This window comes from Phyllobacterium sp. CL33Tsu, from assembly GCF_900113985.1.
Lineage (GTDB): Bacteria > Pseudomonadota > Alphaproteobacteria > Rhizobiales > Rhizobiaceae > Phyllobacterium > Phyllobacterium pellucidum.
The window spans coordinates 64,381-90,423 of sequence record NZ_FORJ01000007.1 but is presented as its reverse complement, the minus strand read 5'-3'; the positions used below and the strand labels follow the sequence as shown (position 1 = coordinate 90,423).

18 protein-coding genes are annotated in these 26,043 nt (G+C 59.2%); 6 read left to right on the top strand and 12 right to left on the bottom strand.

Features of this window, described 5'->3' with window-relative positions; translation table 11 throughout:
• Positions 1-196: 196 nt before the first annotated feature.
• On the top strand, positions 197-2,368 hold the full coding sequence (locus BM074_RS20105; RefSeq protein WP_091924642.1) for a CHASE2 domain-containing protein: 2,172 nt from the start codon (positions 197-199) through the stop codon (positions 2,366-2,368).
• 24 nt (positions 2,369-2,392) lie between these two features.
• Here BM074_RS20105 and BM074_RS20100 read toward each other — a convergent pair whose 3' ends face one another.
• The 3 genes from BM074_RS20100 to BM074_RS20090 form a co-directional block, all read right to left on the bottom strand.
• Entirely contained in the window at positions 2,393-3,406 is a 1,014-nt protein-coding gene (locus BM074_RS20100) for a FecR family protein (RefSeq protein WP_091924639.1), read from the bottom strand.
• Positions 3,407-3,511: 105 nt separating this feature from the next.
• Positions 3,512-6,661: an efflux RND transporter permease subunit gene (locus tag BM074_RS20095; RefSeq protein WP_091924637.1), complete on the bottom strand. Its 3,150-nt coding sequence runs from the start codon at positions 6,659-6,661 to the stop codon at positions 3,512-3,514.
• Complete coding sequence (locus BM074_RS20090) at positions 6,658-7,803, bottom strand: efflux RND transporter periplasmic adaptor subunit (protein ID WP_091924634.1); 1,146 nt, start codon at positions 7,801-7,803, stop codon at positions 6,658-6,660. Before BM074_RS20090 ends, BM074_RS20095 begins: the two co-directional genes overlap by 4 nt.
• Before the next feature lie 228 nt (positions 7,804-8,031).
• Between BM074_RS20090 and BM074_RS20085 the strand changes: the two genes are divergently transcribed.
• Positions 8,032-8,253, top strand: coding sequence for a cysteine rich repeat-containing protein (locus BM074_RS20085; protein ID WP_081815964.1), 222 nt, complete (start codon positions 8,032-8,034; stop codon positions 8,251-8,253).
• Positions 8,254-8,275: 22 nt separating this feature from the next.
• Here the strand turns inward: BM074_RS20085 and BM074_RS20080 are convergent, their stop codons facing one another.
• Positions 8,276-8,554: a HigA family addiction module antitoxin gene (locus BM074_RS20080; protein ID WP_051615273.1), complete on the bottom strand. Its 279-nt coding sequence runs from the start codon at positions 8,552-8,554 to the stop codon at positions 8,276-8,278.
• 277 nt (positions 8,555-8,831) lie between these two features.
• Between BM074_RS20080 and BM074_RS20075 the strand changes: the two genes are divergently transcribed.
• Positions 8,832-9,491, top strand: a complete 660-nt coding sequence (locus tag BM074_RS20075; protein WP_027232933.1) for a peroxiredoxin — start codon at positions 8,832-8,834, stop codon at positions 9,489-9,491.
• Between the two features lie 59 nt (positions 9,492-9,550).
• Here BM074_RS20075 and BM074_RS20070 read toward each other — a convergent pair whose 3' ends face one another.
• From BM074_RS20070 to BM074_RS20055, 4 genes are all read right to left on the bottom strand, one after another.
• Complete coding sequence (locus tag BM074_RS20070; protein WP_027232934.1) at positions 9,551-10,006, bottom strand: RbsD/FucU family protein; 456 nt, start codon at positions 10,004-10,006, stop codon at positions 9,551-9,553.
• 43 nt (positions 10,007-10,049) lie between these two features.
• The gene (locus tag BM074_RS20065) at positions 10,050-12,434 is read right to left on the bottom strand and encodes an aldehyde dehydrogenase family protein (protein WP_091924631.1); all 2,385 of its coding nucleotides are present in this window, start codon (positions 12,432-12,434) and stop codon (positions 10,050-10,052) included.
• 4 nt (positions 12,435-12,438) lie between these two features.
• Positions 12,439-13,368, bottom strand: a complete 930-nt coding sequence (gene deoC / locus BM074_RS20060) for a deoxyribose-phosphate aldolase (RefSeq protein WP_228017049.1) — start codon at positions 13,366-13,368, stop codon at positions 12,439-12,441.
• Positions 13,369-13,622: 254 nt separating this feature from the next.
• Positions 13,623-14,357, bottom strand: coding sequence for a DeoR/GlpR family DNA-binding transcription regulator (locus BM074_RS20055; RefSeq protein WP_091924627.1), 735 nt, complete (start codon positions 14,355-14,357; stop codon positions 13,623-13,625).
• 467 nt (positions 14,358-14,824) lie between these two features.
• Between BM074_RS20055 and BM074_RS20050 the strand changes: the two genes are divergently transcribed.
• The 3 genes from BM074_RS20050 to BM074_RS20040 are packed head-to-tail and all read left to right on the top strand — an operon-like array spanning position 14,825 to position 19,683.
• Positions 14,825-16,774, top strand: coding sequence for a PrkA family serine protein kinase (locus BM074_RS20050; protein WP_027232938.1), 1,950 nt, complete (start codon positions 14,825-14,827; stop codon positions 16,772-16,774).
• A 21-nt stretch (positions 16,775-16,795) separates the two neighbouring features.
• Positions 16,796-18,121, top strand: a complete 1,326-nt coding sequence (locus tag BM074_RS20045; RefSeq protein WP_091924624.1) for a YeaH/YhbH family protein — start codon at positions 16,796-16,798, stop codon at positions 18,119-18,121.
• Between the two features lie 11 nt (positions 18,122-18,132).
• Positions 18,133-19,683, top strand: a complete 1,551-nt coding sequence (locus BM074_RS20040; RefSeq protein ID WP_091924621.1) for a SpoVR family protein — start codon at positions 18,133-18,135, stop codon at positions 19,681-19,683.
• A gap of 4 nt (positions 19,684-19,687) precedes the next feature.
• On the opposite strand, the gene BM074_RS20035 is transcribed toward BM074_RS20040, so the two are convergent.
• The 4 genes from BM074_RS20035 to BM074_RS20020 all read right to left on the bottom strand — a co-directional run bounded on the left by BM074_RS20035 (position 19,688) and on the right by BM074_RS20020 (position 25,923).
• Positions 19,688-20,737 carry a Gfo/Idh/MocA family protein gene (locus tag BM074_RS20035; RefSeq protein WP_091924618.1) on the bottom strand — a complete coding sequence of 350 codons (1,050 nt, stop codon included), beginning with the start codon at positions 20,735-20,737 and terminating at the stop codon, positions 19,688-19,690.
• 34 nt (positions 20,738-20,771) lie between these two features.
• On the bottom strand, positions 20,772-21,554 hold the full coding sequence (locus tag BM074_RS20030) for a ThuA domain-containing protein (RefSeq protein WP_027232942.1): 783 nt from the start codon (positions 21,552-21,554) through the stop codon (positions 20,772-20,774).
• A gap of 168 nt (positions 21,555-21,722) precedes the next feature.
• Positions 21,723-22,739 (bottom strand): amino acid ABC transporter substrate-binding protein, encoded by a 1,017-nt coding sequence (locus BM074_RS20025; protein WP_091924614.1) that lies wholly within the window; start codon positions 22,737-22,739, stop codon positions 21,723-21,725.
• Between the two features lie 130 nt (positions 22,740-22,869).
• Positions 22,870-25,923, bottom strand: coding sequence for an aminotransferase class III-fold pyridoxal phosphate-dependent enzyme (locus BM074_RS20020; RefSeq protein WP_091924612.1), 3,054 nt, complete (start codon positions 25,921-25,923; stop codon positions 22,870-22,872).
• Positions 25,924-26,043 lie beyond the last annotated feature (120 nt).

The window sequence follows — 26,043 nt, the reverse complement described above, 5'->3', positions numbered from 1 at the left end:
TATCGAATACCAACGAAGCCGCTGACCGTCGCCTCCATAGTTGAACGCTCGGCGGGACAAGAGCGCGCCCATCCCATTGGGTTGAAGCGATTGCATAGAGCCAAAGAAACGGGCAGCATGCCATTTCCTGGCGGTGCAAGGGGCGACAGCGCAATTGCCGTCGATGCGTTGCCAGGGAGGGCTGGCAAATGCGGTCATGACACGCGCGCAGCAATTGGGGGTAATTATCGGCCTTGCCTTCGTGGCGGTACTCACCATCCTCCGGGCCGGTGATCCACCCATCCTGAAGCTTGCCCGCGACGTCACCTTCGATGAATATCAACGCATCCTGCCGCGCGCCTTCGAACCCATGCCGGTGAAGGTGATCGATATCGATGAGGCATCACTGCTCGAATACGGACAATGGCCCTGGCCGCGCGACCGGATCGCTGCCCTTGTCGACAAGCTGAACGATCTTGGCGCCTCGGCAATCGCCTTCGATATTCTTTTTGCCGAACCGGATCGCCTGTCTCCGAGCAACGTGGTTCGCGATGTGAAGGGTATCGATCCCGCGCTCCTCGGCAAGTTTCCCGACAATGATGCGATTTTCGCCAACGCCGTTCTGGGAAAGCCGGTCGTGTTGGGCTTTGGACTGTCGAATGAAGGAAGCTACCGCCCGCCCGTAAAGGCGGGATTTGCGTTTACCGGAGAAAGCCCATTCGGCGCCCCACCCCGTATCAAGTCGGCGACGCCGCTGCGACCGCAACTTGAGGCAAACGCCGCCGGCCTTGGCCATATCAGCCTCAATCCCGGCAGTTCCACATCGGTCGTGCGGACGGTTCCGCTGTTTCTGAGCGACGGCGAGCAGCTTTACCCCAATCTTGCTATCGAGGCGCTTCGCGTCGCACAGGGCGCCTCGACCTATGTTCTCGCCGATGCGCCCGATGTCCCCGACACGATAACACAGGTGAAGATCGGCGAGTTTGCGGTGCCCGTCACCGCCGCAGGTGAATTGTGGCTCTATGTTACCCCAGACCGAGCCGGACGTTATATCTCGGCTCGGCGCGTACTTGGCGCGGAAGGCAACTCGCCCGAACTCGCCTCCGCCATCGAAGGCAGTATCGTCTTCGTTGGAACATCAGCGGCGGGATTGCAGGATATTCGCGCCACCGCGCTCGGACAGAATGTTCCGGGCGTTTCGCTGCATGCGCAGACGGTCGAACAGATTCTATCCGGCAAGTTCCTGTCACGGCCGGATTGGGCCAACGGCCTCGAGATCCTCGCCGTCGCCGTCGGCGGTACCTTCCTTGTCCTTGTCACAACCTTTATCAGTCCCGCCTTCGCGCTCGCCTGCGGCTTGCTGATCACCGCGCTCGGCCTCGCCGCATCCTGGCTCGCCTTCTACTATGCTGGACTGCTGTTTGACCCTCTCGCCCCGATCGTCGGCTGGTCGGTCACCCATTTCGGGGCGACGGCATTCCGCTTTCTGGTGACTGATCGGGAACGGCGGGAGGTTCGCAAGGCCTTCGGTCACTATCTTTCGCCTTCACTGCTTTATCGCATCGAGCACACGCGCAATGCCTTGCAGCTTGGCGGGGATGATCGTGAACTCACCGTGATGTTCGTCGATGTGCGGAATTTTACCGAAATCAGCGAGCGCCTCGAACCGACCGCTCTCGTCGGCTTCCTGAATACGCTTCTCGATGCCTTGAGCCAGCATGTCATTGCCAATGAGGGAACGCTCGACAAGTTCATCGGCGACTCGATCATGGCGTTCTGGAATGCACCCGTTGATGTCGCCGACCATGGCCGCAAGGCAGTGCAGGCGGCGCTCGGCATGCGCGAGACACTCGTTAAGCTCAACGCCCGCGACGCGTTTGGATTCGGCGAGGGACAACCCGTAGGCATTGGCATCGGCATTCACACCGGCATCGCCTGCGTCGGCAATATGGGGGCCGAGGCACGTTTCAATTATTCGGCGGTCGGCGATGCTGTCAATGTCGCGGCGCGTATCGAATCGTCGTGCAAGGATGTGGGCTTCGATATTCTCGTGTCCAACAACACCGCGCGTCTCCTGCCGGACTACGCATTGCTGGAAGTCGGCGACCTTGCGCTAAAGGGCAAGAGCACGCGGACGAAACTCTTTGCCGTGGTCGGTAATGAGCAAGTCTCGACGTCGGCGAAATTCGCCGAATTGCAGACCATTCACCGGCAACTTATCGCGGCAATGCGCGCGCAGTCGACAACCAGCCGCAGAATGGTCAATGCCGCCAAGTCGAAAGCTGCGGATTTGGGCGTTGGGCTGCCGGAATTTTACGGCCGCATAACACGCAGATCCCAACATTATCTCGATGAGCCGAGGCGCAAAGGCAACGGCCATTCAAGATAGCCGGTGCCGGCGAGAACAGTTCGACTAACGTTGGTGTCGACCGCCACCATCCCAGCCGCCACGGCCCCTGCGATCGCCGTCATGATGATCGTCGTCGCGATCATGGTCATGGCGATCATGTTTGCCGTGATGATGCCCCTTGTCGGGCTTGTCGGGCTTATCGGGTTCGTCCGGCTTATCCGGCACGGTTGGCGTATCGGGCGGTTCCGCCTGCGGGGTCGGAGCAGCCGGTGGGCTCGGCGGTGCCGGCGGATCCGGGTCGTTCTGTGCCACCGGCGTGGGCGCCGGTGGAGCGGGAGCCGCTGGCGTCGGTCGCTCGGGCCTGTTTCTTTCGGGTGCGGTCTGGGCAGGGTCCGACACAGCCTTGGAAAGCCCGCAACCAGTTACAAACCTTCCGAAGCCGGTCGAAAGTTGCTGAGTGCCGGAGAGGAATGGCAGGGCGCGGTTATTGCCCAGCGTCTTGAAGATGCTCTGGTTGACGCGGCCGGGGTTCGTCATACGGCCATTGGGTTTCGCGACAACGCAGTCGCAGCGCTTTGTCAGTTGCCGGCATCCACCCGGGCCGCAAAATCCGACTGCGCCGCTAAGCAGCACGACGGCAGTAGTGCCATCGCGATCGATATAGAAGTCGAACGCCGTGCCGCGGACGCCAATCGTGCCGGCGGGCGTGAGTATCTCATAAGCGGACGATTTCGAGCTGCCGCTGATCCAGCGGAAAGTCCCTTTCGCGGCCTTGATCGAGAGCCTCTTGACCGTGTCGGAATCATCGAAGACAAATTTGTCGAGGGTAACGGACGAACCCCACCCCACCGCAAGCTTGGTGCCGTCCTTGAACACGAACTGGCCGAGGCCGTCCGGGGACGTGCTGATCTTCTCGTTGCGATGTACGGGATCGGTAACGGCCAACGTCCCGCCCGCGCCGGTTACTTCGGTCTTGATCCGGACCGCTTCGCCAATTGCTTCAGCAGCAATAAGAGGCCTCGGGCTTAACAGCGAGAGGCTCAACGCCACGATCGCGGCACCACGCATCCACGTCATGGCACCCCCTTCACCAAAGGCGGAAGGTTACCATGTCACCCCGTCAAGAGTCGTGTCATCCCTTTGGGTTAAGTCAGATGTTTGGGCGAGCGCGCTTTTCGCCCACTATTTGGCCTCGGCCATCGGCGCCTTGGCTGGCTGCTTGCGCGCTGAGCGCCACTCCTCGAAACGCTGCATAATGACGAAGAATGATGGCACGAACAGCACTGCAAGGCAGGTCGAAGCGATCATGCCGCTGAACACGGTGATGCCGATCGATTTGCGCGCACTGGCACCAGCACCCGTCGCCACGACGAGCGGCGCCACGCCGAGAATAAAGGCAAACGATGTCATTAGGATAGGCCTGAAGCGGGACCTCGCCGCTTCGATGGCGGATTCGGTAATCGATTTCCCTGAGGCCCGCAATTCCCGCGCCATTTCGACAATCAGGATGGCATTTTTAGCGGAAAGCGCGATGAGCAGGATCAAGCCGATTTGGACATAGAGATTGATGGGCGTGTTCGCGCCAAGCAGTACTCCAACCGGTCCGACGAGCGACATCGGGGCCGCGAGCAGGACGGAAACCGGCGCGATCCAGCTCTCATATTGGCCGGCCAGAACGAGATACACCAAAAGGAGGGCAAGCGCGAAGACCAGATACATCTGGTTGCCGACAATCTTTTCCTGGAATGAGAGCGCGGTCCAATCGAAACCGAAGCCCGGCGGCATGGTCTTCTCGGCAATCTGTTCCATAAGGTTCATTGCCTGTCCCGAGGAAAAATTGGCTTCGGGAACGCCCGTGATCGAGGCGGACGGATAAAGGTTATAGAGGCTGATCAGCGAAGGACCGACGCTTGGCGTAATGGTCAGGACAGTGCCGAGCGGGATCATGTCGCCATTCTTGTTGCGCACGGTGAGGTTGTTGATGTCGTCGGGCGCCAAGCGGAACTGCGCATCACCCTGAACATAGATCTGGAAGACACGGCCGAATTTGTTGAACTGGTCGACATAGCTGGAGCCGAGATAGCTCGCGAGCGTATCGAACACCTGATCGGCGGTGAGCAGCAGCGTCTCCACCTTCTCGCGATTGATCTGGACATCGTATTGCGGCACGGTTGCCCGGAACGGCGCGCTTGCACGCTGGATACCGGATTGCGCTTCCGCAGCAGCGACCATGGTATTCGTCACGCTCTGCAATTTAGCGAGATCGAAGCTCCCGTCACGGACTTCGACCTGCATCGTAAAGCCGCCCGCATTGCCGATGCCCTGGATCGGCGGTGGCGGCAGCACGATGATGCGGGCCTCCGGATTGGTGGCGAGACTTGCATTCAGCTTTTGGTAGAGCGATCCGAGGTCTTTACCCTTCCCGCGCTGGCTCCAATCATTGAGCATGATGTAGGCGAGGCCGGCATTGGCGAGGGTGGAACTATTGTCGAGGGCTGACATGCCGGCAATGGTGATGACCTGCTTCACCCCTGGTGTCTCCTTGGCGACCTTCCCGACATCCTCCAGAACCTTTTGCGTCCGCCCCAGCGCCGCGCCATCAGGAAGCTGGACCGCTGCCAGCAGATAGCCCTGGTCCTCGATGGGCAGGAAGCTCGTCGAGGCGCGCGTCAATCCGTAACCCGCCGCGCCGATGATCGCCAAGGCGATGATTGCCATGAGCCCGGCGCGGCTGACCATTGATCCGATCAGCCGGATATAGGCGTTTTCGACGCGCTGGTAGACGGCGTTGAAGCCGCGATAGAACACATTGCGCTTTTCCATTGGCACGGTCGGCCGCAGCCACAGGGCGCATTGGGTCGGCTTGAGGGTTACGGCATTGATCGCGCTGATCAACGCCGTCGCCGCGATAACCAGCGCGAACTGAGAGAAGATCTGTCCGGTGATGCCTGGCAGAAACGAAGCGGGCAGGAACACGGCCATCAGCACGAGGGTAATGCCGACGATCGGTCCGAACAGCAGATCCATGGCACTGATCGCCGCATCGTGCCCCGACATGCCTTGCTCGATATTGTGGGCCGCGCCTTCGACAACCACGATGGCGTCATCGACCACAATGCCGATGGCAAGCACGATCGCGAACAGTGTCGACAGGTTGACGGAAAAACCCATGGCCGCCATCGCCGCGAAGGCGCCGATGATCGTCACCGGAACGGTCGTCGCCGGCACGAGCATGGCGCGCCAATCCTGGAGAAAGACGAGAATGACGATCAGCACCAGCAGAGCCGCCTCAAACAGCGTCTTGTAGACCTCGTTGATCGCCTGGCTGACGAACGTGGTGGTATCAAACGGTATCGAATAGGTGACGCCTTGCGGGAATTCGGCGGCGAGCGCCTTCATGCGATCGCTGACAAGCTTGGCGACGTTCAGTGCGTTGGCACCGGGCGACAGAAAGATTGCAAGGCCCGCGGCCTGCTTGCCGTCGAGCTTGAAGTACTGACCATAGGTCTGTGCGCCGAGTTCGACGCGGCCGATGTCGCGAACGCGGGTGAAGTCCCCATTGGTGCCGGTCTTTACGATTACCGCGCCGAACTGCTCGGGATCGCTGAGGCGGCTTTCAACATTGATCGTATATTGAAACGACTGGTCCGCCGGCACCGGCGGGATGCCGACCTGCCCTGCGGTCACCTGCGTGCTTTGCTGTTGCAGCGCCTGGATTACATCCTGCGCGGTCAGGCTGCGTGCCCGCATCTTGTTGGCGTCGAGCCAGATGCGCATGGAGTACTGGCCTGCGCCGAAGACGCTGACATTGCCGACGCCGGGGACACGCGCGAGCTCGTCCTTCAGACGGATCGTGGCATAGTTGCTGAGATAGAGACTGTCGAAGCGATCGTCAGGCGACGTCAGGGTTACGATTTCAAGGATCGACGTCGATTTCTTCTGTACGTTTACACCCTGTACCTGCACCGACTGCGGCAGAGCGGCAAGCGCCGCCGAAACCCGGTTCTGCACCAGAACCTGCGCCGCATCGAGATCGGTGCCGATCGCAAAGGTGACCGTCAGCGTATAGCTGCCATCGGACGCGGAATAGGACTGCATGTAGAGCATGCCCTCGACGCCGTTGACCTGCTGTTCGATGGGCAACGCCACCGTATCGATCAGGGTACGGGCGCTCGCGCCGGGATAGCGGGTCGTCACTTGCACAGTTGGCGGCACGACGTTGGGATATTGCGCAATCGGCAGCCGGTAAAGCGACACGAAACCGATGACCACCATGAGAATGGCGATGACATTGGCAAGGACTGGACGCTCGATGAAAAATTTGGAGATCATTGCGTCACGCCGTCAGCAGCGGTGGCGGTGAGAACAGTCATATGCGGTTCGATCTTCTGGCCGGGAATCGCCGTCAACAGGCCGGAGACAACGATGCGGTCATCGGCGGTGACGCCGGAACTGACGACACGCAACTCGCCAACAAGCTGGCCGAGCTGAACCGTGCGCTGTTCCACGATATCATCCTTGCCTGCAATGAGCACATAACGCCCGCTTTGATCGCTGCCGACGGCGCGGTCAGGTACGAGCAGCCGGTCCGGCTCCTCGAAAAGCGGGACGCGCACACGCACGAAATAGCCTGGCAGCAATTGGCGATTCTCGTTGTCAAACACACCGCGTACGGCAAGCTGGCCGGTATTCGCCGTTATTATCGGAGCGGCGTAGTCGAGGGCTCCGACGTGAGGGTAGCCTTTCTCGGTTTGCAGGCCGATCTCGACCGGTATCTTCTTCAGATCCTGCGTCGTCACTCCGCGCTTCTGCATTGTCGCGCGAACACGCAAGACCTCCTTTTCACTGACGTTGAAGTCGACATAAATCGGGTTGAACTGCACGATGCTGGCGAGGGTCGATACATTATTGGGGCCAACAAGTTCTCCCACCGAAACGAGCCGCGCGGTGACGACACCATCGAAGGGCGCCTTGACCTGCGTATAGCTCAGATTGAGTTCGGCCTGCTGAATGCTGGCTGTCGCCTGCTGCTGGGCGGCAATATTGGCGTCACGGGCGGCTTCGGCTTTTTCGAGATCCTGCTGGGTGGCGAAGGTTTTGGCGACGAGGGCCTTCTGGCGCTCAAATTCTGCTTGGGATTGCTTCAGCGCCGCGTCGGCGGATGCCTTGGCAGCGTTCGCTTGATCGAGCGCCAGCTGGTAAGGCTCCGGTTCGATGACAAAAAGCACCGTCCCGGCCTTCACCGCATCGCCATCCCGGTAGTTGATCGATTGGATGAACCCCTGAACGCGGGCGACCAGAGCCGTCGAATTGATGGAGGCCGTGGTGCCGGTCGTTTCAAGATAGGGCGTCACATTTTGCTTGACCGGTAGGGCCACATCAACTTTTGGCGGCGGCGGCGGCTCGTAGGTATTCTGTTCGCTGCAGGCGGCGAGTGCGAAAGCGCCGGTAAGCAAAGCAGCGGAGAGGACCATTCTCTTGCGGGGCACGGCTCTCAAAATGGCCGCAAATATTGAATTTGGGTCTCCGCCCAGCTGTCTTTGCGGGCGATATGCATTGTCTTCGCGCCTGCGGGCATGCAACCCCAATAGACCTGCCATCAAACTCCCCGATTGACGTTGGTTGCAGGGAAATCCAGTCGGATGCTACGTTATTCCGCAATCGGAGGATAGATCTTCAGCGGCATATTTTGGGAGGTTGTGATGCGGTTGGTCTTTGGTTTACTTGCGATCGGCATTGGACTTTCCGGCGGCATGGCAGCGGCACAGACAGCTGCCGAGCGGGAAGCATGCATGCCGGACTATCAGAAATACTGTAGCGGCGTAGCGCCTGGTGGTGGACGTATTTTCGAGTGCCTAGCAAAGCAGTTGGACCAACTATCGCCGGCCTGCAAGAAGGTTGTCGAGGCGCACGCACCCAAATAAGGCAATGATCCTGGCAACCACCCTATGCAGGCGTCTTCATGGTTTCCTGCTGACGGTGCCATTTGGACTGCAAAAGGAACCAGAAGTCCGGCATGATGCCGAAGGAGCGTTCGATCCGAAGGGCGATGTCGTAGGTTATGGGATGCCGTCCCGCGATGATGGCATCAAGCGTGGTTGCGGGCAGGTCCGCTCGGTCGGCAAAGTCTTCCACGGACAGGCCGCGGGATTGGATGCACTCAAGGAGATGCTGGCCCGGGTGAATTGCCCAATGCGGCGTCCATCGATTTGCTGATGTGTTCATCTTGCTTGCCGATCTGTCTCGCATCACCTGTGTCTCGAATCATAGTTGCGCTGCATGTCAGGCGAGTGAAAAAATCGTGGCGCGAAAGCGGCAGTTCGACTTCGCCGATCAATAACGCGTGACCCTACTTTGCCGGCCCCATACCAAAGATATTGGAGCCGGTGATTGTTCAGCGCCAATGGGCCGTGCTAGATTTCGCTCCAATCCAACGCCGGGCCACGCGTCGCCTGTAAGCAATCGCGTTGGTTTCAACCGTCATCGGACTGGGAGAACGACAATGGGCCTACGTATCAATGATACCGCACCGGATTTTACCGCTGACACGACGCAGGGCGAGATCCATTTTCATGACTGGATCAAGGATAGCTACGCCGTGCTGTTCAGCCATCCCAAGAATTTTACGCCGGTCTGCACGACGGAACTCGGCTACATGGCTGGCCTTGCTCCTGAATTTGCCAAGCGCAACGCCAAGATCATCGGTATTTCTGTCGATCCTGTCGAAAGCCACGCCAAGTGGAAGGCTGACATCAAGTCGGCGACGGGCCACGAGGTCGACTATCCGTTAATCGGCGATAAGGAGCTCAAGGTCGCGAAGCTCTACGACATGTTGCCGGCTGAAGCAGGCGATACATCCGAAGGCCGCACGCCAGCAGACAATGCAACCGTGCGCTCCGTATTCGTGATCGGACCGGACAAGAAGATCAAACTGACGATTACCTATCCGATGACGACCGGCCGGAACTTCGACGAGATCCTGCGCGCGATCGACAGTATCCAGCTGACAGCCAAGCACAAGGTGGCGACGCCGGCGCAGTGGCAACAGGGAGAAGACGTGATCATCACGGCCGCCGTTTCGGACGAAGAGGCGAAGGAGCGCTTCGGTGAGTTCGAACGGGTTCTGCCCTACCTGCGCAAGACAAAGCAGCCGCAGGCTTAAAACCCTCTGGGAAAACAGTTCATCGCCGCCAGTGCCTCGGCGCCGGCGGCGATTGCTTGTCAGGCTGTCTCGGGCGGAATGACACCCTTGGTGAGCATAAAGCACCCGTAGAAGCGGGTCTCCCCGGTGGTAATCACGCAATAGGCCTTCTTTGCTTCCTCGTAGAAGGCAAAGCGCTCGATGCCATACATGGGCGAGGCCTTGCCTTCCGCCGCATCGACCTCAGCTTGCACTTCACGCTGGACCGGCGGCACTTCGCCCGGCGCACCCATGACTTCCATGCGACCGACCGACGGCTGAATCGGCGTATCCAGCGGCATCACCGACAAAATAGCCTTTATCGCGCGAGCAGCGGAAACATTGTCGATACGCAGGAGCTTGCCCAACGTCGTTTGCCGAGCGATGGCGTCGGAGGGAAAGTTTGTATCTGAAATCACCAGCGTGTCGGCGTGACCCATGGACCGCAACGCGTGGAGAACGTCCGCATTGAGCGCCGGGTCGATATTCTTGAGCATGAAATTCCTCCAGAGTTGCAGGGCCTTGGGTCTCTGACTATTCCTATTCGCCGTAAGGAATCCAGATATTCTTTACATCGACGGCGCGGCGCAGGAAAAGCGTGCCTTCGCCGGCGGCGCGATCGTTCCAATCGGTGGCCTTGCCGTAATCGACGAATGTCAGCTTGAGGTTGCCCACAGATAGTTTCTCGACCATGGCGGATAGTTCATCGCTGCCAAACGCCCAAACAGCATCAACATCGTTGTGAGCTGCAAGGGTCTTGGCGAGTTCGATTGACGATCCGGTCACGATGTTGATGACACCCGCTGGCACATCCGACGTCTCGAGGATCGAGTAGAAATCAGTCGCGGCGAGCGGGTAGGCCTCACTCGGCACCGCAACCACGCGGTTGCCCATGGCGACAAGCGGCGCAACGAGGCTGACAAAACCGAGTAGCGGAGCTTCGGGCGGGCATATGACCCCAGCTACGCCCAATGGTTCCGGCATTGCCAAGGCCACACCTCGCAGGGGCGGAGCATGCACCGCGCCCTCGAACTTGTCCGCCCAGGCGCCATAGGTAAAGAGCCGTGCGATAGAGGCGTCCACCTCCGCCCTCGCCGCCGCTGCGGAAGACCCGGTCATGGCGGCAATCCGCGCGGCAAATTCGTCGGCGCGTCCGGAAAGGTTTTCGGCGATGTAATAGAGGATCTGCGCGCGATTGTGCGTCGTCGCGCTCGACCAGGCGGAAGCCGCCTGCGCGGCGACAACGGCGTTGCGAATATCCTTGCGGTTGCCGTCGCCGACCTCCCCGATCACCTTTCCTTTGGGCGAGATCACGGCGCGCGAATAATTGCCGTCCGGCCGCGCTTGCTTGCCGCCGATGAAGAGCTTGGCCGTCCGGTCGATCGCCGGCGCGGAAAAATCCCCGACTACAGGCTTGAGCTCGGGCAAATTCGGTAGAACGCGCGCCTTGCGGCCGATCCACGCTTTGGGCTTCAGATATTCGTAGCAGCCTTCGCGCCCGCCCTCACGTCCAAAGCCGGATTCGCGCTTGCCGCCAAAGCCGACCGCGGCATCAAACAGGTTCGTCGCATTGACCCAGACGACGCCGGCCGCAAGCTTGGCCGCGACGTTGAGCGCAAGGCCGATCGTCTCGCTCCACACGCTGGCGGAAAGACCATAGCGCGAATGATTGGCGAGTTGGACCGCTTCCTCGGGCGTGCGAAACGTCATGGACACGGCAACCGGCCCGAAGATCTCTTCGGTCGCAACGATCGAGGTGGGTTGCACGCCGCTCAGAAGCGTCGGCGGGTAGAAACTTCCACCCTTCGGGATTTCGATCTGCGCCTGGTGCAGTTCTGCGCCTTCGGCTAGGCCCTTCTTCACCAGCGCTTCAATGCGGCTGAGTTGCACTGGCGCAACGATGGCGCCCATGTCTATCGCCTTGTCGAGCGGGAGACCGACCCGCAGCGTCTGCATGCGGCGCTTCAGCCGGTCATGGAACAGCCTGGCGATGCCTTCCTGGACGAGGAGCCTCGATCCGGCGCAGCATACCTGACCCTGGTTGAACCAGATCGCATCGACGACACCTTCGACCGCACCATCGACGTCGGCATCATCAAACACGATGAAGGGTGATTTGCCGCCAAGTTCGAGGGTAAGCGATTTGCCGCTGCCCGCCGTGCGCTCGCGAATGATGCGGCCGACTTCCGTCGATCCGGTAAAGGCAATCTTGTCGATGTCGCTATGATCTACGATCAGCGCACCGGTTTCACCCTCACCGGTGACAATATTGAGAACGCCCGCTGGAAGGCCGGCCGCCGCTGCTAGCTCCGCGAAAAGCAAGGCGGTCAGCGAGGTAAATTCGGCAGGCTTAAGAACAACCGTATTGCCGAGCGCCAGCGCGGGGGCAATCTTCCATGCGAGCATGAGAAAGGGGAAGTTCCAGGGAATGATCTGGCCGACGACGCCAACCGGAACGTGATCCGCAAATTCAGTGTCCTTGATCTGCGCCCATCCCGCATGATGATAAAAGTGGCGAGCGGCGAGCGGCACATCGATATCGCGCGTCTCGCGGATCGGCTTGCCGTTGTCTATGGCTTCGACCACTGCGATCAGGCGGGCGTGCCGCTGGATCATCCGGGCAAGCGCGTAGAGGTGGCGAGCACGAAGGTGACCGGGCAGCCTTGCCCAGGAAACTTGTGCCTTGCGGGCTGCGGCGACCGCCTTGTCGACGTCCGCCTTGTCGCCAACGGCGAGTTTGGCAAGGCGCTTGCCGGTGGCGGGCTCGAACGTGTCGAATGTCTTCCCCGACGTAGAAGGCACGAAGGCGCCGTTGATGAAGTGGCCAAAACTCGACTTGTGGCGAGCCAGCCAATCGCGGACTTCGGTATCGGCCTCGGGCGCGGGGCCGTAGGACATTTCGTCAAAATAGGTCGCGACTGTCATGGCATTATCCGATCGGATGTCTGTTGAGCGCGGAATATGCGCCCGTAACGTGATGTTCCAATTGCCGCTCGATGTCGGCAAGAAGGCTCGATGCACCGATGCGGAAGAGATCGGGCTCGAGCCACTCCCGGCCAAGTTCTTCCTTCATGAGGAACTGATAGTTCAGCACGTCCTTTGCCGCAGAAATGCCGCCAGCCGGCTTGTAGCCTATTTTGAACCCCGTGCGCTCCTCATAGGCGCGGATCATGCGCAGCATCACCAGCGTAACAGCCAGCGTTGCGTTCACGCCTTCCTTGCCGGTCGATGTCTTGATGAAATCGGCACCGGCCATCATGCAGACGAGCGAGGCACGCGCCACATTGCGCAAGGTCTTGAGGTCGCCGGTGGCGAGGATCGCCTTTACGTGCGCATCGCCGCAGGCCCTGCGATAGTCCTGCATCTCCGCATAGAGTGCGGTCCAGTTGCCAGTCAGCACATGTTCGCGGGTGATGACGATATCGATCTCTTTTGCACCGTCGGCAACCGACGCTTCGATCTCCTTCACCTTGAGGTGGTGCGGACTAAGCCCCGCCGGAAAGCCGGTCGAGACCGCGGCGACGGGAATGCCGGAATCGCCGAGGGCTTCCACCGCCGTCGCTACGAAGCGATGGTAGACGCAGATGGCTCCGGTGGTGATCGACCGCTTGCCCATGCCCAAAGCGTCGAGAATATCCTGCCGCACCGGGTGCATCGCCTTGGCGCACAGGCGTTTGACCCGTTCGGCCGTGTCGTCGCCGTTGAGTGTCGTCAGATCGATACAGGTGACCGCCTTCAACAGCCACGCTGCCTGGGCGTCCTTCTTGACCGTACGCCTGCCGGGAAGGCTTGCGACACGGCGCTCGACGGCGGAAAGGTTAACCCGCGCGTCAAGCACCCAGGAAAGGTCGAGTTCCATGCCAGGATTGCGCGGCCAGCCATTCGTCCTGGCGTGGTCCACCAGCCTCGTTGGCGAGGAACCGGCTGTCACAACCCCGCCATCGCCTGATGCAGTGATAATCCGGGCTTTTTCCACGAGAAAACTTCCTCCAGCGAATGCAAGTCTAGCATAGGCGCTTGGCGCCGACAGACCAGAACATTCGCACCGGCCTTCGCCATCATTGTTAGAATAGTATCAGTTTTTGTTATTTTTCCATCAAAATGGCCATCGCGTCAAGGGGCTTTAGGCACGTCGATCTCGCCTTCCTCGGTGATGATCGCCTGGAAGGCCGCAACGGGCGCAAACAGAACGGGCTTGACCTTGCCCATTTTGCTGCTGTCGGCGACAAGCAGGCTCATTTCAGCAAACTCGATCGCTCTTTGCTTGACCGGTGCTTCATGAAAGTGCGCGCAAGACGCGCCTCGGCTCATATCCAGTCCGGCAGCCGAAATGAACGCAGTATTGATGCCAAGCTTGGAGAGGGTTTCAAGGCCGGAATCGCCGGAAAACGAAGCGGACGAAGCGTAATAAAGCCCGCCAAGCATCACCAGGCTGATGTTCGGGCGCCGCGTCAGCCGCTCGGCGACATTAAGCGCATAACAGATGGCAGTGATCCGGTAGTCGGCGGGAACATGGTCGATGAGGCTGAGCAGCGTCGTGCCGCAATCGATGAAGATCGTATCGTCGGGGCGAATATATCTGGCGGCATGCGCGCAGGCCCTCACCTTGGCGGCGGCATGGGTGTCCACCGCCTGCGACAAATCGTAAGGACTGTCGTTCCAGAAATCGCCAGCCGGAACGATATGGCCGCCAAGGTAGCCGAACTGGTCGGGATTTTCAGCAACGTCGCGGCGGACGGTCATTTCGGAAACGTTGAGCAGCAGGGCTGCATCCTTGAGACGCAATACCCGCCGCGCCCGGAGCGCTCCCGAAAGGTCTGCAATTCGCCGTGCCTTGCGGCTTACCATTGCGTTTCGTCCCCTCAACCATTGTGACAACTGTTAAAAACATAACAGATCGCGTTCAAGGAGCAATGAACCGCAACGAAGCAGCATAACTATGTTGCGCGTGCAGAAAAGCGAAGGAGTTCTCCCGCCGTCATATTCCGTGGCTTATGGTACCCTCGGCACAGCTTGACCGCCGTTGCTCCACTTTTCTGACATATTGACGCAGATTCTTTGTCGTTACCTATACAATTTGCCAGAGAGACTACTTACATCTTTGGTGAAGGACAGACGACGAAAGGTGATCCTCACCTCATTGCAGACACAACTATGTGCCTAAATTGCATCTACACAAGATAACAACAATTAGTGTCTTGCACAGTGGAGCGACTCACCTGACAGTGTAACGATACGGCATGCAATCCTCTGAGCGGAGGGGCGGCCCCTTCAGCTCAAGTTCCGTCGAACTTGCATGCGGCTGGAGGTTGGAAATGACAACGCAGGCATCTGACGTATTCAGTCTCTTCTCAGAGATCTACAGCAGCGAAAAGCAGGAAGAGATGAGCCTGCAAGAGTATCTGCTGGCCTGCCGCAACGATCCCAAGATGTTTGCCACCGCTTCCGAACGCATGGTCGATGCCATCGGCGAACCGACCCTGGTCGATACCAGTACCGACGAACGCCTCGGCCGCATCTATCTCAATCGCACGATCAAGATCTATCCGGCCTTTGCCGATTTCTACGGCATGGAAGACACGATCGAACGCATTGTCGGTTATTTCCGCTATGCCGCTCAGGGTCTGGAAGAGCGTAAGCAGATACTTTATCTGCTCGGGCCGGTTGGCGGTGGTAAGTCTTCACTTGCGGAACGGCTGAAGCAATTGATGGAGCGCCGGCCCATCTACACCCTCAAGGCGGGCAACCAGATAAGCCCCATCTTCGAATCGCCGCTCGGCCTGTTCCAGCCTGATCGCATGGCTGGCCTCCTCGAAGACAAATACGGCATTGCCCGCAGACGCCTCAACGGCCTGATCTCCCCTTGGGCAGCGAAACGGCTCGACGAATTTGCCGGTGACATCTCCAAGTTCAGTGTCGTCAAGCTTGCTCCATCGCGGCTGCGCCAGATTGGCATCGCCAAGACCGAACCTGGCGACGAGAACAACCAGGACGTTTCCTCGCTCGTCGGCAAGGTCGATATCCGCCAGCTCGAGAATTTCAGCCAGGCCGACCCCGACGCTTATTCCTATAGCGGCGGCCTTAACCGGACCACGCAGGGAATGCTTGAATTCGTCGAAATGTTCAAGGCGCCGATCAAGGTCCTGCACCCGTTGCTGACGGCGACACAGGAAGGCAATTACAACGGCACCGAGAACTTCGGCGCCTTCCCGTTCCAGGGGATCATTCTTGCCCACTCGAACGAATCCGAATGGCTCCAGTTCAAGAACAACAAGAACAACGAGGCCTTCCTCGACCGCATGTCTGTCGTGAAGGTGCCCTATTGCGTGCGGGTGACGGAAGAAAAGCAGATCTACGAAAAGCTGCTGCGTGAGAGCGAACTCGTCAACAATCCCTGCGCACCGGAAGTGCTGGAAATTCTCAGCCGCTTTACGGTTTCGACCCGGCTTGCAGAGCACGAAAATTCGCCGCTCTACACGAAGATGCGCGTCTATGACGGCGAGAACCTGCGTGAATCCGATCCGAAGGCGAAATCGGTGCAAGAGTACCGCGATGCCGCAGGGGTCGATGAAGGCATGAATGGCATCAGCACGCGCTTTGCCTTCAAGGTTCTCTCGGAAACGTTCAATTACGACACCAAGCAGGTTGCGGCTGACCCCGTCCACTTGATGTATGTGCTCGAACAATCGGTCAAGCGCGAGCAGTTCCCGCAGGAGATCGAATCCAGCTACCTCGATTTCATCAAATCCGAACTGGCATCCCGTTATGCGGAGTTCATCGGCCACGAGATACAGAAGGCCTATCTCGAATCCTATAGCGAATACGGCCAGAACCTCTTCGACCGTTATATCGCCTATGCCGATGCATGGATCGAGGACCAGGACTACAAGGACCCCGATACTGGCCAGATTCTCAATCGAGGCATTCTCGACGGTGAGTTGTCGCAAATCGAAAAGCCGGCCGGCATTGCCAATCCCAAGGACTTCCGCAACGAGGTCGTAAAGTTCACCCTGCGCGCCAAGGCCAAAAATAATGGCCGCAACCCGTCCTGGACCAGCTACGAAAAGTTGCGCGAAGTCATCGAGAAGCGCATGTTTGGCCAGGTCGAGGATCTGCTGCCGGTCATCAGCTTCGGTTCGAAGAAGGATGGCGCCACCGAGAAGCAGCATACGGAGTTTGTCCAGCGCATGGTCGAGCGGGGTTATACGGAACGGCAGGTTCGTCGACTGGTGGATTGGTACATGCGCGTGAACAAGGCGGGGTGATCGCCGAAGAAAGGTGCTTGCATGCCGAGCTTCATCGATCGCCGCCTTAACCCCAAGGACAAGAGCCTGAGCAATCGCCAACGCTTTCTGCGCCGCGCGCGCGGAGAGCTGAAGCGCGTCGTCCATGAAAAGATAAAGTCGGGCAAGATCGTCGATGTGGATGCGGGCCACAGCGTTCCCTTTCCACTGGACGGCACCAGCGAGCCCAGCTTTCAGGCGGATCGAAGCAGCGGCAGGCGCGAACACGTACTGCCCGGCAACAAGGAATTTACCGCCGGTGACCGCCTCGCCAAACCCGGTCAGGGCGGCGGCACGGGTGCAGGCAAGGGTGCTGCATCCGAAGGCGACATGGAGGATGATTTCCAGTTCGTGCTGTCGCGCGAGGAGGTGCTCGATCTTTTCTTCGAAGACCTCGAACTTCCGGACATGATCAAGTCCAGTCTCAAGGAGGCCGTTACCTTTCGCTCGCGCCGTGCTGGTTTTACCATTGCCGGCGCCCCGACCAACATCAATGTCGGGCGAACTATGCGGAACAGTTTTGGCCGCCGCATCGCACTGCAGCGCCCCAAGCTTGCCCAGGTCGAAGCAATCGCCAAAGAAATCGAGGAACTCGAAGCAAAGCACCCGAAGCCCGGCAGCGCTTCCTTCGAGCGCCTTGCGAAAATGCGCAGCGACCTGGAACGTCTTGAGCGCCGCCGCAAAGTGGTTGGTTATATCGACCCTGTCGATATTCGTTTCAATCGCTTCGAGCCGCTGCCCTTGCCGAATGCAAGCGCCGTGATGTTCTGCCTCATGGATGTTTCAGGATCCATGGGCGAGCGCGAGAAGGATCTTGCGAAGCGCTTCTTCGTACTTCTCCACCTGTTTTTGAAACGGCGTTACGAGCGCATCGACATCGTTTTCATCCGCCATACGCATCAGGCGCACGAAGTCGATGAAGAGACGTTCTTTCGCAGCACCCAAAGCGGCGGCACGGTCGTATCGACCGCGCTGGAGGAAATGCAGCGCATTATCCTTGAGCGCTATCCGAGCCAGGATTGGAACATATATGCCGCCCAGGCTTCGGACGGCGACAACCTCGCGGGCGATTCCGAGCATTGCGTCAATCTGTTGAACAAGGAGATCATGAAGCTTTGCCAGTATTATGCCTATGTCGAGATTCTGGACGAACGCGAGAGCGCCATATTCCGCTCGACCGACAATGGTACCTCGCTGTGGCGTTCCTATCGACAGGTCGGGGAAAATTGGCGAAACTTCCAGATGACGCGAATAGCCAAGCCAGGCGACATCTACCCGGTGTTCCGCCAGCTCTTCGCCAAGCAACCATCTTCCGCCAAGAACGGCTGAGCGGGGTCTAGATGAGTAAGAGTGCGGGCGCTTCCGACCTTCTGTTCACCGGGTCCGACTGGACCTTCGATACTCTGTCCCGGACCTATGACGCGATCAAGGAGGTCGCCCTCGATGATCTCGGGCTCGACTGCTATCCCAATCAGCTCGAAATCATTTCCTCCGAACAGATGCTGGATGCCTATTCGTCCAATGGCATGCCGCTCATCTACCAGCATTGGTCTTTCGGCAAGCATTTCGTCTACGAGGAATATCTCTACCGCAAGGGCAGGCGCGGCCTCGCCTATGAGATCGTCATCAATTCCAATCCATGCATCGCCTATCTGATGGAAGAAAACACGATGGCCCTGCAGGCATTGGTCATCGCCCATGCCTCCTTCGGCCACAACCATTTCTTCAAGAACAACTACCTCTTCAGGCAATGGACCGATGCCAGCGCCATCCTCGACTATATGGAGTTCGCCAAGGGCTATGTTTCGCGTTGCGAGGAACGATATGGTTTTGCGGCCGTCGAATCCATCCTCGATGCAGCGCATACCCTGATGGATCAGGCGGTTTTCCGCTACCGCCGTCCGCCCCGCATTTCCTCGGCCAAGGAACAGGCCCGCGTTCGCGAGCGCTTGGAGTATGAGGAAAAGATTTTCAGCGATCTTTGGCGAACCTTGCCGCAGGCACGGCAAAGCGAGGACACGACCGAGGCCGAGATGGAGGCGCAGGAGCGCAAGAAAGCCCTCAACCTGCCGGAAGAGAACCTTCTCTATTTTCTCGAGAAGAACAGCCTGATCCTCGAGCCATGGGAGCGCGAGATCCTGCGCATCGTCCGTGTCGTCGCCCAGTATTTCTATCCGCAGCGGCAGACCAAAGTGATGAATGAGGGCTGCGCAACGTTTGTCCACTACACGATCATGAACATGCTCTTTGACCGGGGAAAAATAAGCGAGGGCCACCTTCTGGAAATGCTTCACAGCCATTCCAATGTGGTGTTCCAGCCAGGGTTCGACGATCCGCGTTTTTCGGGACTCAACCCTTATGCGCTCGGTTTCGCCATGATGCAGGATATCGAGCGCATCTGTACCAAACCGACGGCCGAGGACCGCGACTGGTTCCCTGAATTTGCCGGCAATGGCGACTGGCGCGGCACCTTGCTCGATGCTTGGGCCAATCACCGGGATGAATCATTCCTGCTGCAATATTTGAGCCCTGCGCTCATCCGCAAGATGCGGCTGTTCGCTCTCGATGATGAATCGAAGGAAAAGCACTACCAGGTCGCGTCTATCCATAACGAACGAGGCTATGAGAAAATTCGCAGCTCCCTCGCCCGCAGCTATGACATCGGCATGAACCAGCCCAACATCCAGGTCGTCGATGTCGATCTGCTGGGCAATCGCCACCTGCGGCTGCAGCATACGGCTCGCGACGGCATTGTGCTTAGCGAAAGCACCCGGGACGCAACCTTGCGCCATGTTCGTCGCCTGTGGGGCTATGACGTCAGTCTCGTCGGCGTCGATGCCGAATTCGGTAATGTCCTCTACGAAACATCGACGGACAAGTTCGCCGGATAGCGATTCAGGTCGAGAGGCGGTGCTCGCGGCGGTCACTCTCGGTGACGTTTGCAAGGTCAATCGCCATCTGCAGCCTGGCGGCGTGGCGAAAAGACGGCTCGAGGCTCAGGCCAATGGCTACGGCCTCGACGAAGCGCTGATAGTTCGTCTGTACCGGATCGACATTGATCTCCCTCCACGTTGCAGTCTCGATATCGGCGTCAAGGCAAACAAGAAGCCTGGAACCGTCGTGGCGATGAAGCACTTCGAGCGATCCCTTGTCGCCATAAACGCGCAGCCGCAGTTCATTCACATGACCTGTCGCCCAGCGGCTGGAATGCACCACGCCGAGGGCGCCGTTCTTGAAGCTCACGCTCATGGTGAAGCTGTCATTGGCATCGAGTTCATATTCGCCGATACGATTGCCCTCGGCTTTGTCGAATGCTTTTAGCCGGCAAAACACTTCGTCGATTTCGGTGTCCGTTGCATAAACAACGAAATCAAGGATGTGGACACCGACGTCCCCCAGGGTGCCGTTGGAGCCATGGTTCTTAGAGAGGCGCCATAGCCATTGGCTTTCCGTGCGCCAGTCGCCCCATTGCCTTGAGACCAGCCAGCTTTGCAGATATGACGCCTCGACATGCTTGACCGTCCCGATCCGGCCGCTCGTGACCAGCTTGCGCGCCGCCTGCAGCTGGGCAACGTTGCGATAGGTCAGGTTGACCATGCCCACGAGATTGGCGGATTCGGCCTTCTCGGCCATCTCCATCGCATCTACCGAATTCGTGGCCAGCGGCTTTTCGCAGAAGACGTGCTTGCCGGCGGCGAGGCATTGCAGGGTCGTCGAATAATGCGCGCTGTCAGGCGTAACATTGGCGACTGCATCGAAGTCTCCCCAGGCAAGTGCGTCTGCCAGCGAGGTGAACGCCTTCTCGATACCGTATTTCGCGCGAAACGCCTCGGCGCGGGCGGGATCGACATCCACGGCGCCTGCAAGCGTCACCGTCTCGATCTCGGCGAAACTGCGCGCATGTGCGTTAGCCATCTGGCCGGTACCCAAGATCAAAAGACGCATCGACCCGCCTGCTCCTGATGCCAATCCAGCGATATCAGCGAAAGCCTTCCTGGCCTTCGGCGTGAACGCTGCCGCCCCGCGCCTCGATCGGCTCGAGCGCCTTCTCGACCGGCACATTCGGCGCGGTTGTTATAGTGGGATACCGCTCAGGATTATAGGCCCAGTTCACGGCGTTACGCAGAACGAGGCCAACCGTCTCGTGGTAATAGGTCGGATAAGTCTCATGACCCGGCCGGAAATAGAACACATTGCCCGCGCCCCTGCGATAGGTCAGACCCGAACGAAAGACCTCGCCGCCCTGGAACCACGATACGAACACCGTCTCGAGCGGTTCGGGCACGGAAAACGGTTCGCCATACATTTCCTCGTTCTCGATCTCGAAATAGGCAGGAAGCCCCCGCGCAATGGGATGACCCGGATTGACAACCCAGAGCCGCTCACGCTCGCCGGCCTCGCGCCAATTGAGGGCACAAGGCGAACCCATCAGCCGCTTGAAAATTTTCGAGAAATGGCCGGAGTGGAGAACGATCAGCCCCATGCCCTCCCATACGCGTTTTGCCACCCGTTCAACGATCTCATCGCCGACATCGCCATGGGCTTGGTGCCCCCACCAAACCAGCACGTCGGTTTCACCGAGCGCCCTTTCGGTCAGACCATGCTCAGGCTCTTGCAAGGTCGTTGTCTTGACGGAAATCTCTTCGTCCGCGGCAAGAAGTTTTGCTATCTGTGTGTGCATGCCTTCGGGGTAAATCCCGGCAACGGTCTTATTCGTCTGTTCATGAACGTTTTCGCCCCAGACGAGTGTTCGGATAGCCATGTCTCTATTCCTGTTTCTCGGATACGGTCGGGAGGGTACGCGCCCAGTATGACGCTCAGAAGGCGATGCCTTCAACCAGACCAATGATCAACGCATTGGTCTGGTTCCATATTCTTCAGAAACAGGATGCATGAAACCCCCTCCAATGAACGAAGGGGATTTCCGTTGTTAGCGGATCGGCGGAGCGTACATCAGGCCGCCGGCGTTCCACAGGGCGTTGATGCCGCGATCAATCTTGAGCGGGCTACCCTTGCCGAGACTGCGCTCGAACATCTCGCCGTAATTACCGGTCGCAGCGACGATGTTGTAAACCCACTTCTGGTCGAGACCCATGGATTCCCCGGTATTGCCTTCCGCACCAAGGAACCCGCGAACTTCGGGATTGTCGGATTCCAACTGCGCCGCGATGTTATCCTTGGTGACGCCGAGTTCCTCCGCGTTGATCAGGGCAAACAAGGTCCACCGGACTATGCCGAACCAACGGTCGTCGCCCTGGCGGACGGCCGGTCCCAACGGTTCCTTGGAGATGATCTCCGGCAATACCAGCGATGAATCCGGATCGGTCAGGACAAGACGCTGCGCATAGAGCGCGGAGGCGTCTGTCGTATAGACGTCGCAGCGATCCGTATTGAATGCAGCAATCGTCTGATCGGCTTTTTCGAACGAGATGATGTCGTACTTGATGTTGTTCGCCTTGAAGAAATCTGCGGCGTTCATTTCGGTGGTTGTGCCGGTTTCGGTGCATAGCGTCGCGCCGGAGAGTTCCTTTGCGCTCTTTACGCCGACGGACTTCTTCACCATGAAGCCTTGGCCGTCATAATAGATCGTCCCGACGAAGCGCATGCCCATGCCAGTATCGCGCGACTGCGTCCACGTTGTCTGGCGCGACAGGAGATCGACTTCACCTGATTGAAGCGCCGCAAATCGCGCCTTCGTCGAAAGCGGAACATAGGTCACCTTGGTAGGATCGCCGAGGACGGCTGACGCCACGGCCTTGCAGAAATCAACGTCGAAGCCCGTCCAGACGCCTTTGTCGTCGGCGTTGGAAAAGCCGAGCACCCCTTCGCTCACGCCGCAATTGAGCTTGCCACGCTCCTTGATCGTTGCGAGCGTATCTGCCGACGCTGGCGATGCCGCGAACGCTGCCGATGCCAGCAGCAGTGCAATAACGGATGTCAGTTTCATTGTGTTCTCCCTCGTTTTGGCAGGCAAAGCCTGTCCGTGCCGCCGGACACATGTCCGAAGACCCAATGGTTTCGATGTTAGAGATTTTACCGGCGTCGCCTGCTGGAGACTGTGCCGGGCCTTGCGCCTGTTATGCCTCGGCCATGACTGCTGCGAAGGTCTCCTCCATGACCTCGATCAGCAGATCCGCATTGGCGCGGTTGAAAATCATCGGGGGACGCAGTTTCAGCACGTTGTCCTGCGGTCCTTCGGTTCCCATCAACACGCCCCGCTCCCTTGCCCCGTTATTGATCTTGCGAGCGAGCTCCGTTGCCGGTTGCTTGGTCTTGCGATCGGTGACGAGCTCAATGCCGAGGAACAGACCTTGGCCGCGAACGTCGCCGATCACTTCATAACGCGCCTGCATCGCCCTGAAACGCTCCAGCAGATAGTTGCCGATCGAGAGCGCGTTGCCGCGCAGATCGTCACGCTCGATTACATCGAGCACGGCAAGCCCGACCGCGCAGGAAACGGGATTGCCACCGAACGTATTGAAATATTCCATCCCGTTGTTGAACGAGGCAGCCACCTCGCGGGTCGTCACCACGGCTGCCATCGGATGGCCGTTTCCGATCGGCTTGCCCATGGTGACGATGTCGGGCACGACGCCTTGAGTCTCGAAAGCCCACCAGTGGCTCCCAACGCGCCCAAACCCGACCTGCACCTCATCTGCCGCGCAAATTCCGCCGGCGGCGCGCACCATGGCATAGACTTCCCTAAGGTAGCCTTCGGGCAGAAAGACCTGTCCCGCCACGCTGGGGATGGACTCGGCCAGGAAGACGCCCGGTCCCTTGCCGGCCCTGCGCATCGCCGCGATCTGCTCGGCAACGCTCTCGGCATACCGCTGCGCGATCTTATCCGCTGGCCAATCGGCAGGCGCGCGGTAGGTGTCAGGTATAGTCGCTTCATAGACGTGCGACTTCCGGCCCTTGCCGCCTTTCCGCTTATATTTGTAGGGGCTGAGATCGATAAGCTCCTGGGTCGTGCCGTGGTACGCCCAATCGAGCACGATCGCCTCCTCGCGGCCCGTATGGGCGCGCATCATCCGCAACATCAGGCTGTTAGCCTCGCTGCCGCTGCAGGCAAGGGTTGCCACGCACAAGTCACTGGGAAGGGTCGCTGTCAGTCGCTCGGCGAAATCGACGATGTTGTCGTGGAGATAGCGCGTGTTCGTATTCAGAATTCCGGCCTGCTTGCGCAATGCCTCTACGACATCGGGATGGGCATGGCCGAGATGGCAGACATTGTTGAAGCAGTCGAGATACGCCCTGCCGCGATCATCGACCAGCCAGGCGCCCTCCCCGCGGACAAATTTGATCGGCTCGGCATAGGAAATGGAAAGGTTGGGCAGAAGGATGGACTTGCGCTCGGCAACGATCTCGCTCCGGCTCCGCCCTGACTGCTCGAACGTCTCCGGCGGCAATCCCGCAAAGGCTGCGGCATTGGGGAAAAGCTCGGCCCAGACCGGCAGAAATGCCGGCTCGCCGACACCCAGGATCTCCATCGCGGCCAGCTGCGCATCGACCGATAGCTGGAGATGCAGATGAGGCACCCAACCGCCATTTTCCGAAGGACCACCCATCTCCCCGATCAGGTCGCCGGCGGCTAGTTTTTCACCAGGGCGCAAACGACCGACTGCCTCATGCGCGAGGTGGCCCCAGAGCGTCGCGAATGGCGGACAGCCTTCCGGCCGGTGTTCTAGCTTGACCAGACAGCCATAACCGAGGGGGTCCTCTTCGATCATTACTTCTCTGACGACGGCGTCGATCGGGGTAAAGAGCTTCGTCCCGGCAGGCATGAAGAGATCGAGGCCGAGGTGCCGGGTGCGCCGTGTTCCTGCAATGAAGCGCGACTCGAACATAGTGCCGGTATAGACCGAGCGCTCTTCCCCCCAGGGACCGATGCCGAGCGCAATTTTCTGATCGCCAGAATAGGCATCCCACCACTCGGTCGCCTTCTCGGGCTCCTTTCCAGCCGAAAGCATGGTCATCGGGTTTTGTGGGTCGCCATATGGCACGATGCCCTTGGCGAGCCGCGCCGGATGCGTTGCAAGAATCGGCTGGAACGACTTGTTGTTTTCCTCTATCCAACGGACGATGGCTTTCGCGCCGGGGAATGCGTCGTAGCCGCAGGCCTGTCGCAGGATTGCGGTGGCAAGGCCCGGGTTCATCCGGTCGAGCCGCCGCAGCAAGTTCCAGGCAGGTGCCTCGCTCACTTGCAGATACGGATTTTCGGCAGTCTTGTCGCTGCGCTGTGCCGACATGGTTACGCTGATGACGAGCCGCATTACAATCAGGTCGAAGAGCAGGTCGACTTCCTCCTCCAGAAGCGGGTACTGCGCGTTGAAACCTGCAACAATCAACCCGGCAGCTCCGATCGGGTCCTCGACTTCCAGAATGGAGTAGGCGCAGGCAACGGCGACCTCCGCAATCAGCACGCTGTGCAGTGCATCACCGAAATCGATGAGGCCGGCGATGCGAGTGGGGTCGGAGGCGTCGACCAGCACATTCCAGTCATTGGCATCATTGTGAATGACGGCAGCGCGCGAGGCAGGCAGGCGCGGGGCGACATCACGGTCGAAGCGATCGAGCCAGCGTTCCAGCAAGGCGCGATCGCCTGCGTCGTTGACATATTGCACTCGCTGCCGCGACAACCCCGCCGCCCGAATATCCCAATCGAAAGTTCGCAGCGCGCCGGTGTGGATGAAGCCCTGCATTGCCCGGTCCAACTCGCCGAGAACTTTGCCGAGATTGCCAAGCGTTGCCGGCGTTCGCGCCATTGTCGCGAGTGGTTCGCCGATCTGCCAGGACACCATGCGAACGGCATGCAGTCCGCCGCTCGGCCCTTCGACGCTTGCGAGCGCCAGACCGGTCAAGGTGCGGCGCAGCCGGGGTACGGCGAGTTCGCAGGCGTGCTTTTCAAGGTGCTCAAGCAATGCCGTTTGAAAATCGCTCTGATCACGCGGCTCGCTGGCGTTGACGATCTTCAGGATGAAGGAATGACCATCGTTCGCATCGATCTTGAAATTCTGGTCCCGCTCGCTGGCAAGCGGGCTGATCCGGCCTTCGATACCGAAGTGCTCACGAGCGATTGTGAGGGCTTCCGCGTCCGAGAACGACGGTGCCGGATGAGACAGATCAATCATGCACAGGCTCCATTTTCTTCAAGCTTGGCATGGGCCAAAAAATGGGGCATCCGTTAATCCGCCGGTTTGATCGTCGTTTTGACGGCCCTGACCGGCATTTGGTCGGCGAGGATGAAAGTG

Bases quoted from the DNA above. Each gene is read 5' to 3' on its own strand.
- BM074_RS20105 (WP_091924642.1), top strand. From the start codon at position 197: ATGACACGCGCGCAGCAATTGGGGGTAATTATCGGCCTTGCCTTCGTG.
- BM074_RS20100 (WP_091924639.1), bottom strand. From the start codon at position 3,406: ATGACGTGGATGCGTGGTGCCGCGATCGTGGCGTTGAGCCTCTCGCTG.
- BM074_RS20095 (WP_091924637.1), bottom strand. From the start codon at position 6,661: ATGATCTCCAAATTTTTCATCGAGCGTCCAGTCCTTGCCAATGTCATC.
- BM074_RS20090 (WP_091924634.1), bottom strand. From the start codon at position 7,803: ATGGTCCTCTCCGCTGCTTTGCTTACCGGCGCTTTCGCACTCGCCGCC.
- BM074_RS20085 (WP_081815964.1), top strand. From the start codon at position 8,032: ATGCGGTTGGTCTTTGGTTTACTTGCGATCGGCATTGGACTTTCCGGC.
- BM074_RS20080 (WP_051615273.1), bottom strand. From the start codon at position 8,554: ATGAACACATCAGCAAATCGATGGACGCCGCATTGGGCAATTCACCCG.
- BM074_RS20075 (WP_027232933.1), top strand. From the start codon at position 8,832: ATGGGCCTACGTATCAATGATACCGCACCGGATTTTACCGCTGACACG.
- BM074_RS20070 (WP_027232934.1), bottom strand. From the start codon at position 10,006: ATGCTCAAGAATATCGACCCGGCGCTCAATGCGGACGTTCTCCACGCG.
- BM074_RS20065 (WP_091924631.1), bottom strand. From the start codon at position 12,434: ATGACAGTCGCGACCTATTTTGACGAAATGTCCTACGGCCCCGCGCCC.
- deoC (WP_228017049.1), bottom strand. From the start codon at position 13,368: ATGGAACTCGACCTTTCCTGGGTGCTTGACGCGCGGGTTAACCTTTCC.
- BM074_RS20055 (WP_091924627.1), bottom strand. From the start codon at position 14,357: ATGGTAAGCCGCAAGGCACGGCGAATTGCAGACCTTTCGGGAGCGCTC.
- BM074_RS20050 (WP_027232938.1), top strand. From the start codon at position 14,825: ATGACAACGCAGGCATCTGACGTATTCAGTCTCTTCTCAGAGATCTAC.
- BM074_RS20045 (WP_091924624.1), top strand. From the start codon at position 16,796: ATGCCGAGCTTCATCGATCGCCGCCTTAACCCCAAGGACAAGAGCCTG.
- BM074_RS20040 (WP_091924621.1), top strand. From the start codon at position 18,133: ATGAGTAAGAGTGCGGGCGCTTCCGACCTTCTGTTCACCGGGTCCGAC.
- BM074_RS20035 (WP_091924618.1), bottom strand. From the start codon at position 20,737: ATGCGTCTTTTGATCTTGGGTACCGGCCAGATGGCTAACGCACATGCG.
- BM074_RS20030 (WP_027232942.1), bottom strand. From the start codon at position 21,554: ATGGCTATCCGAACACTCGTCTGGGGCGAAAACGTTCATGAACAGACG.
- BM074_RS20025 (WP_091924614.1), bottom strand. From the start codon at position 22,739: ATGAAACTGACATCCGTTATTGCACTGCTGCTGGCATCGGCAGCGTTC.
- BM074_RS20020 (WP_091924612.1), bottom strand. From the start codon at position 25,923: ATGATTGATCTGTCTCATCCGGCACCGTCGTTCTCGGACGCGGAAGCC.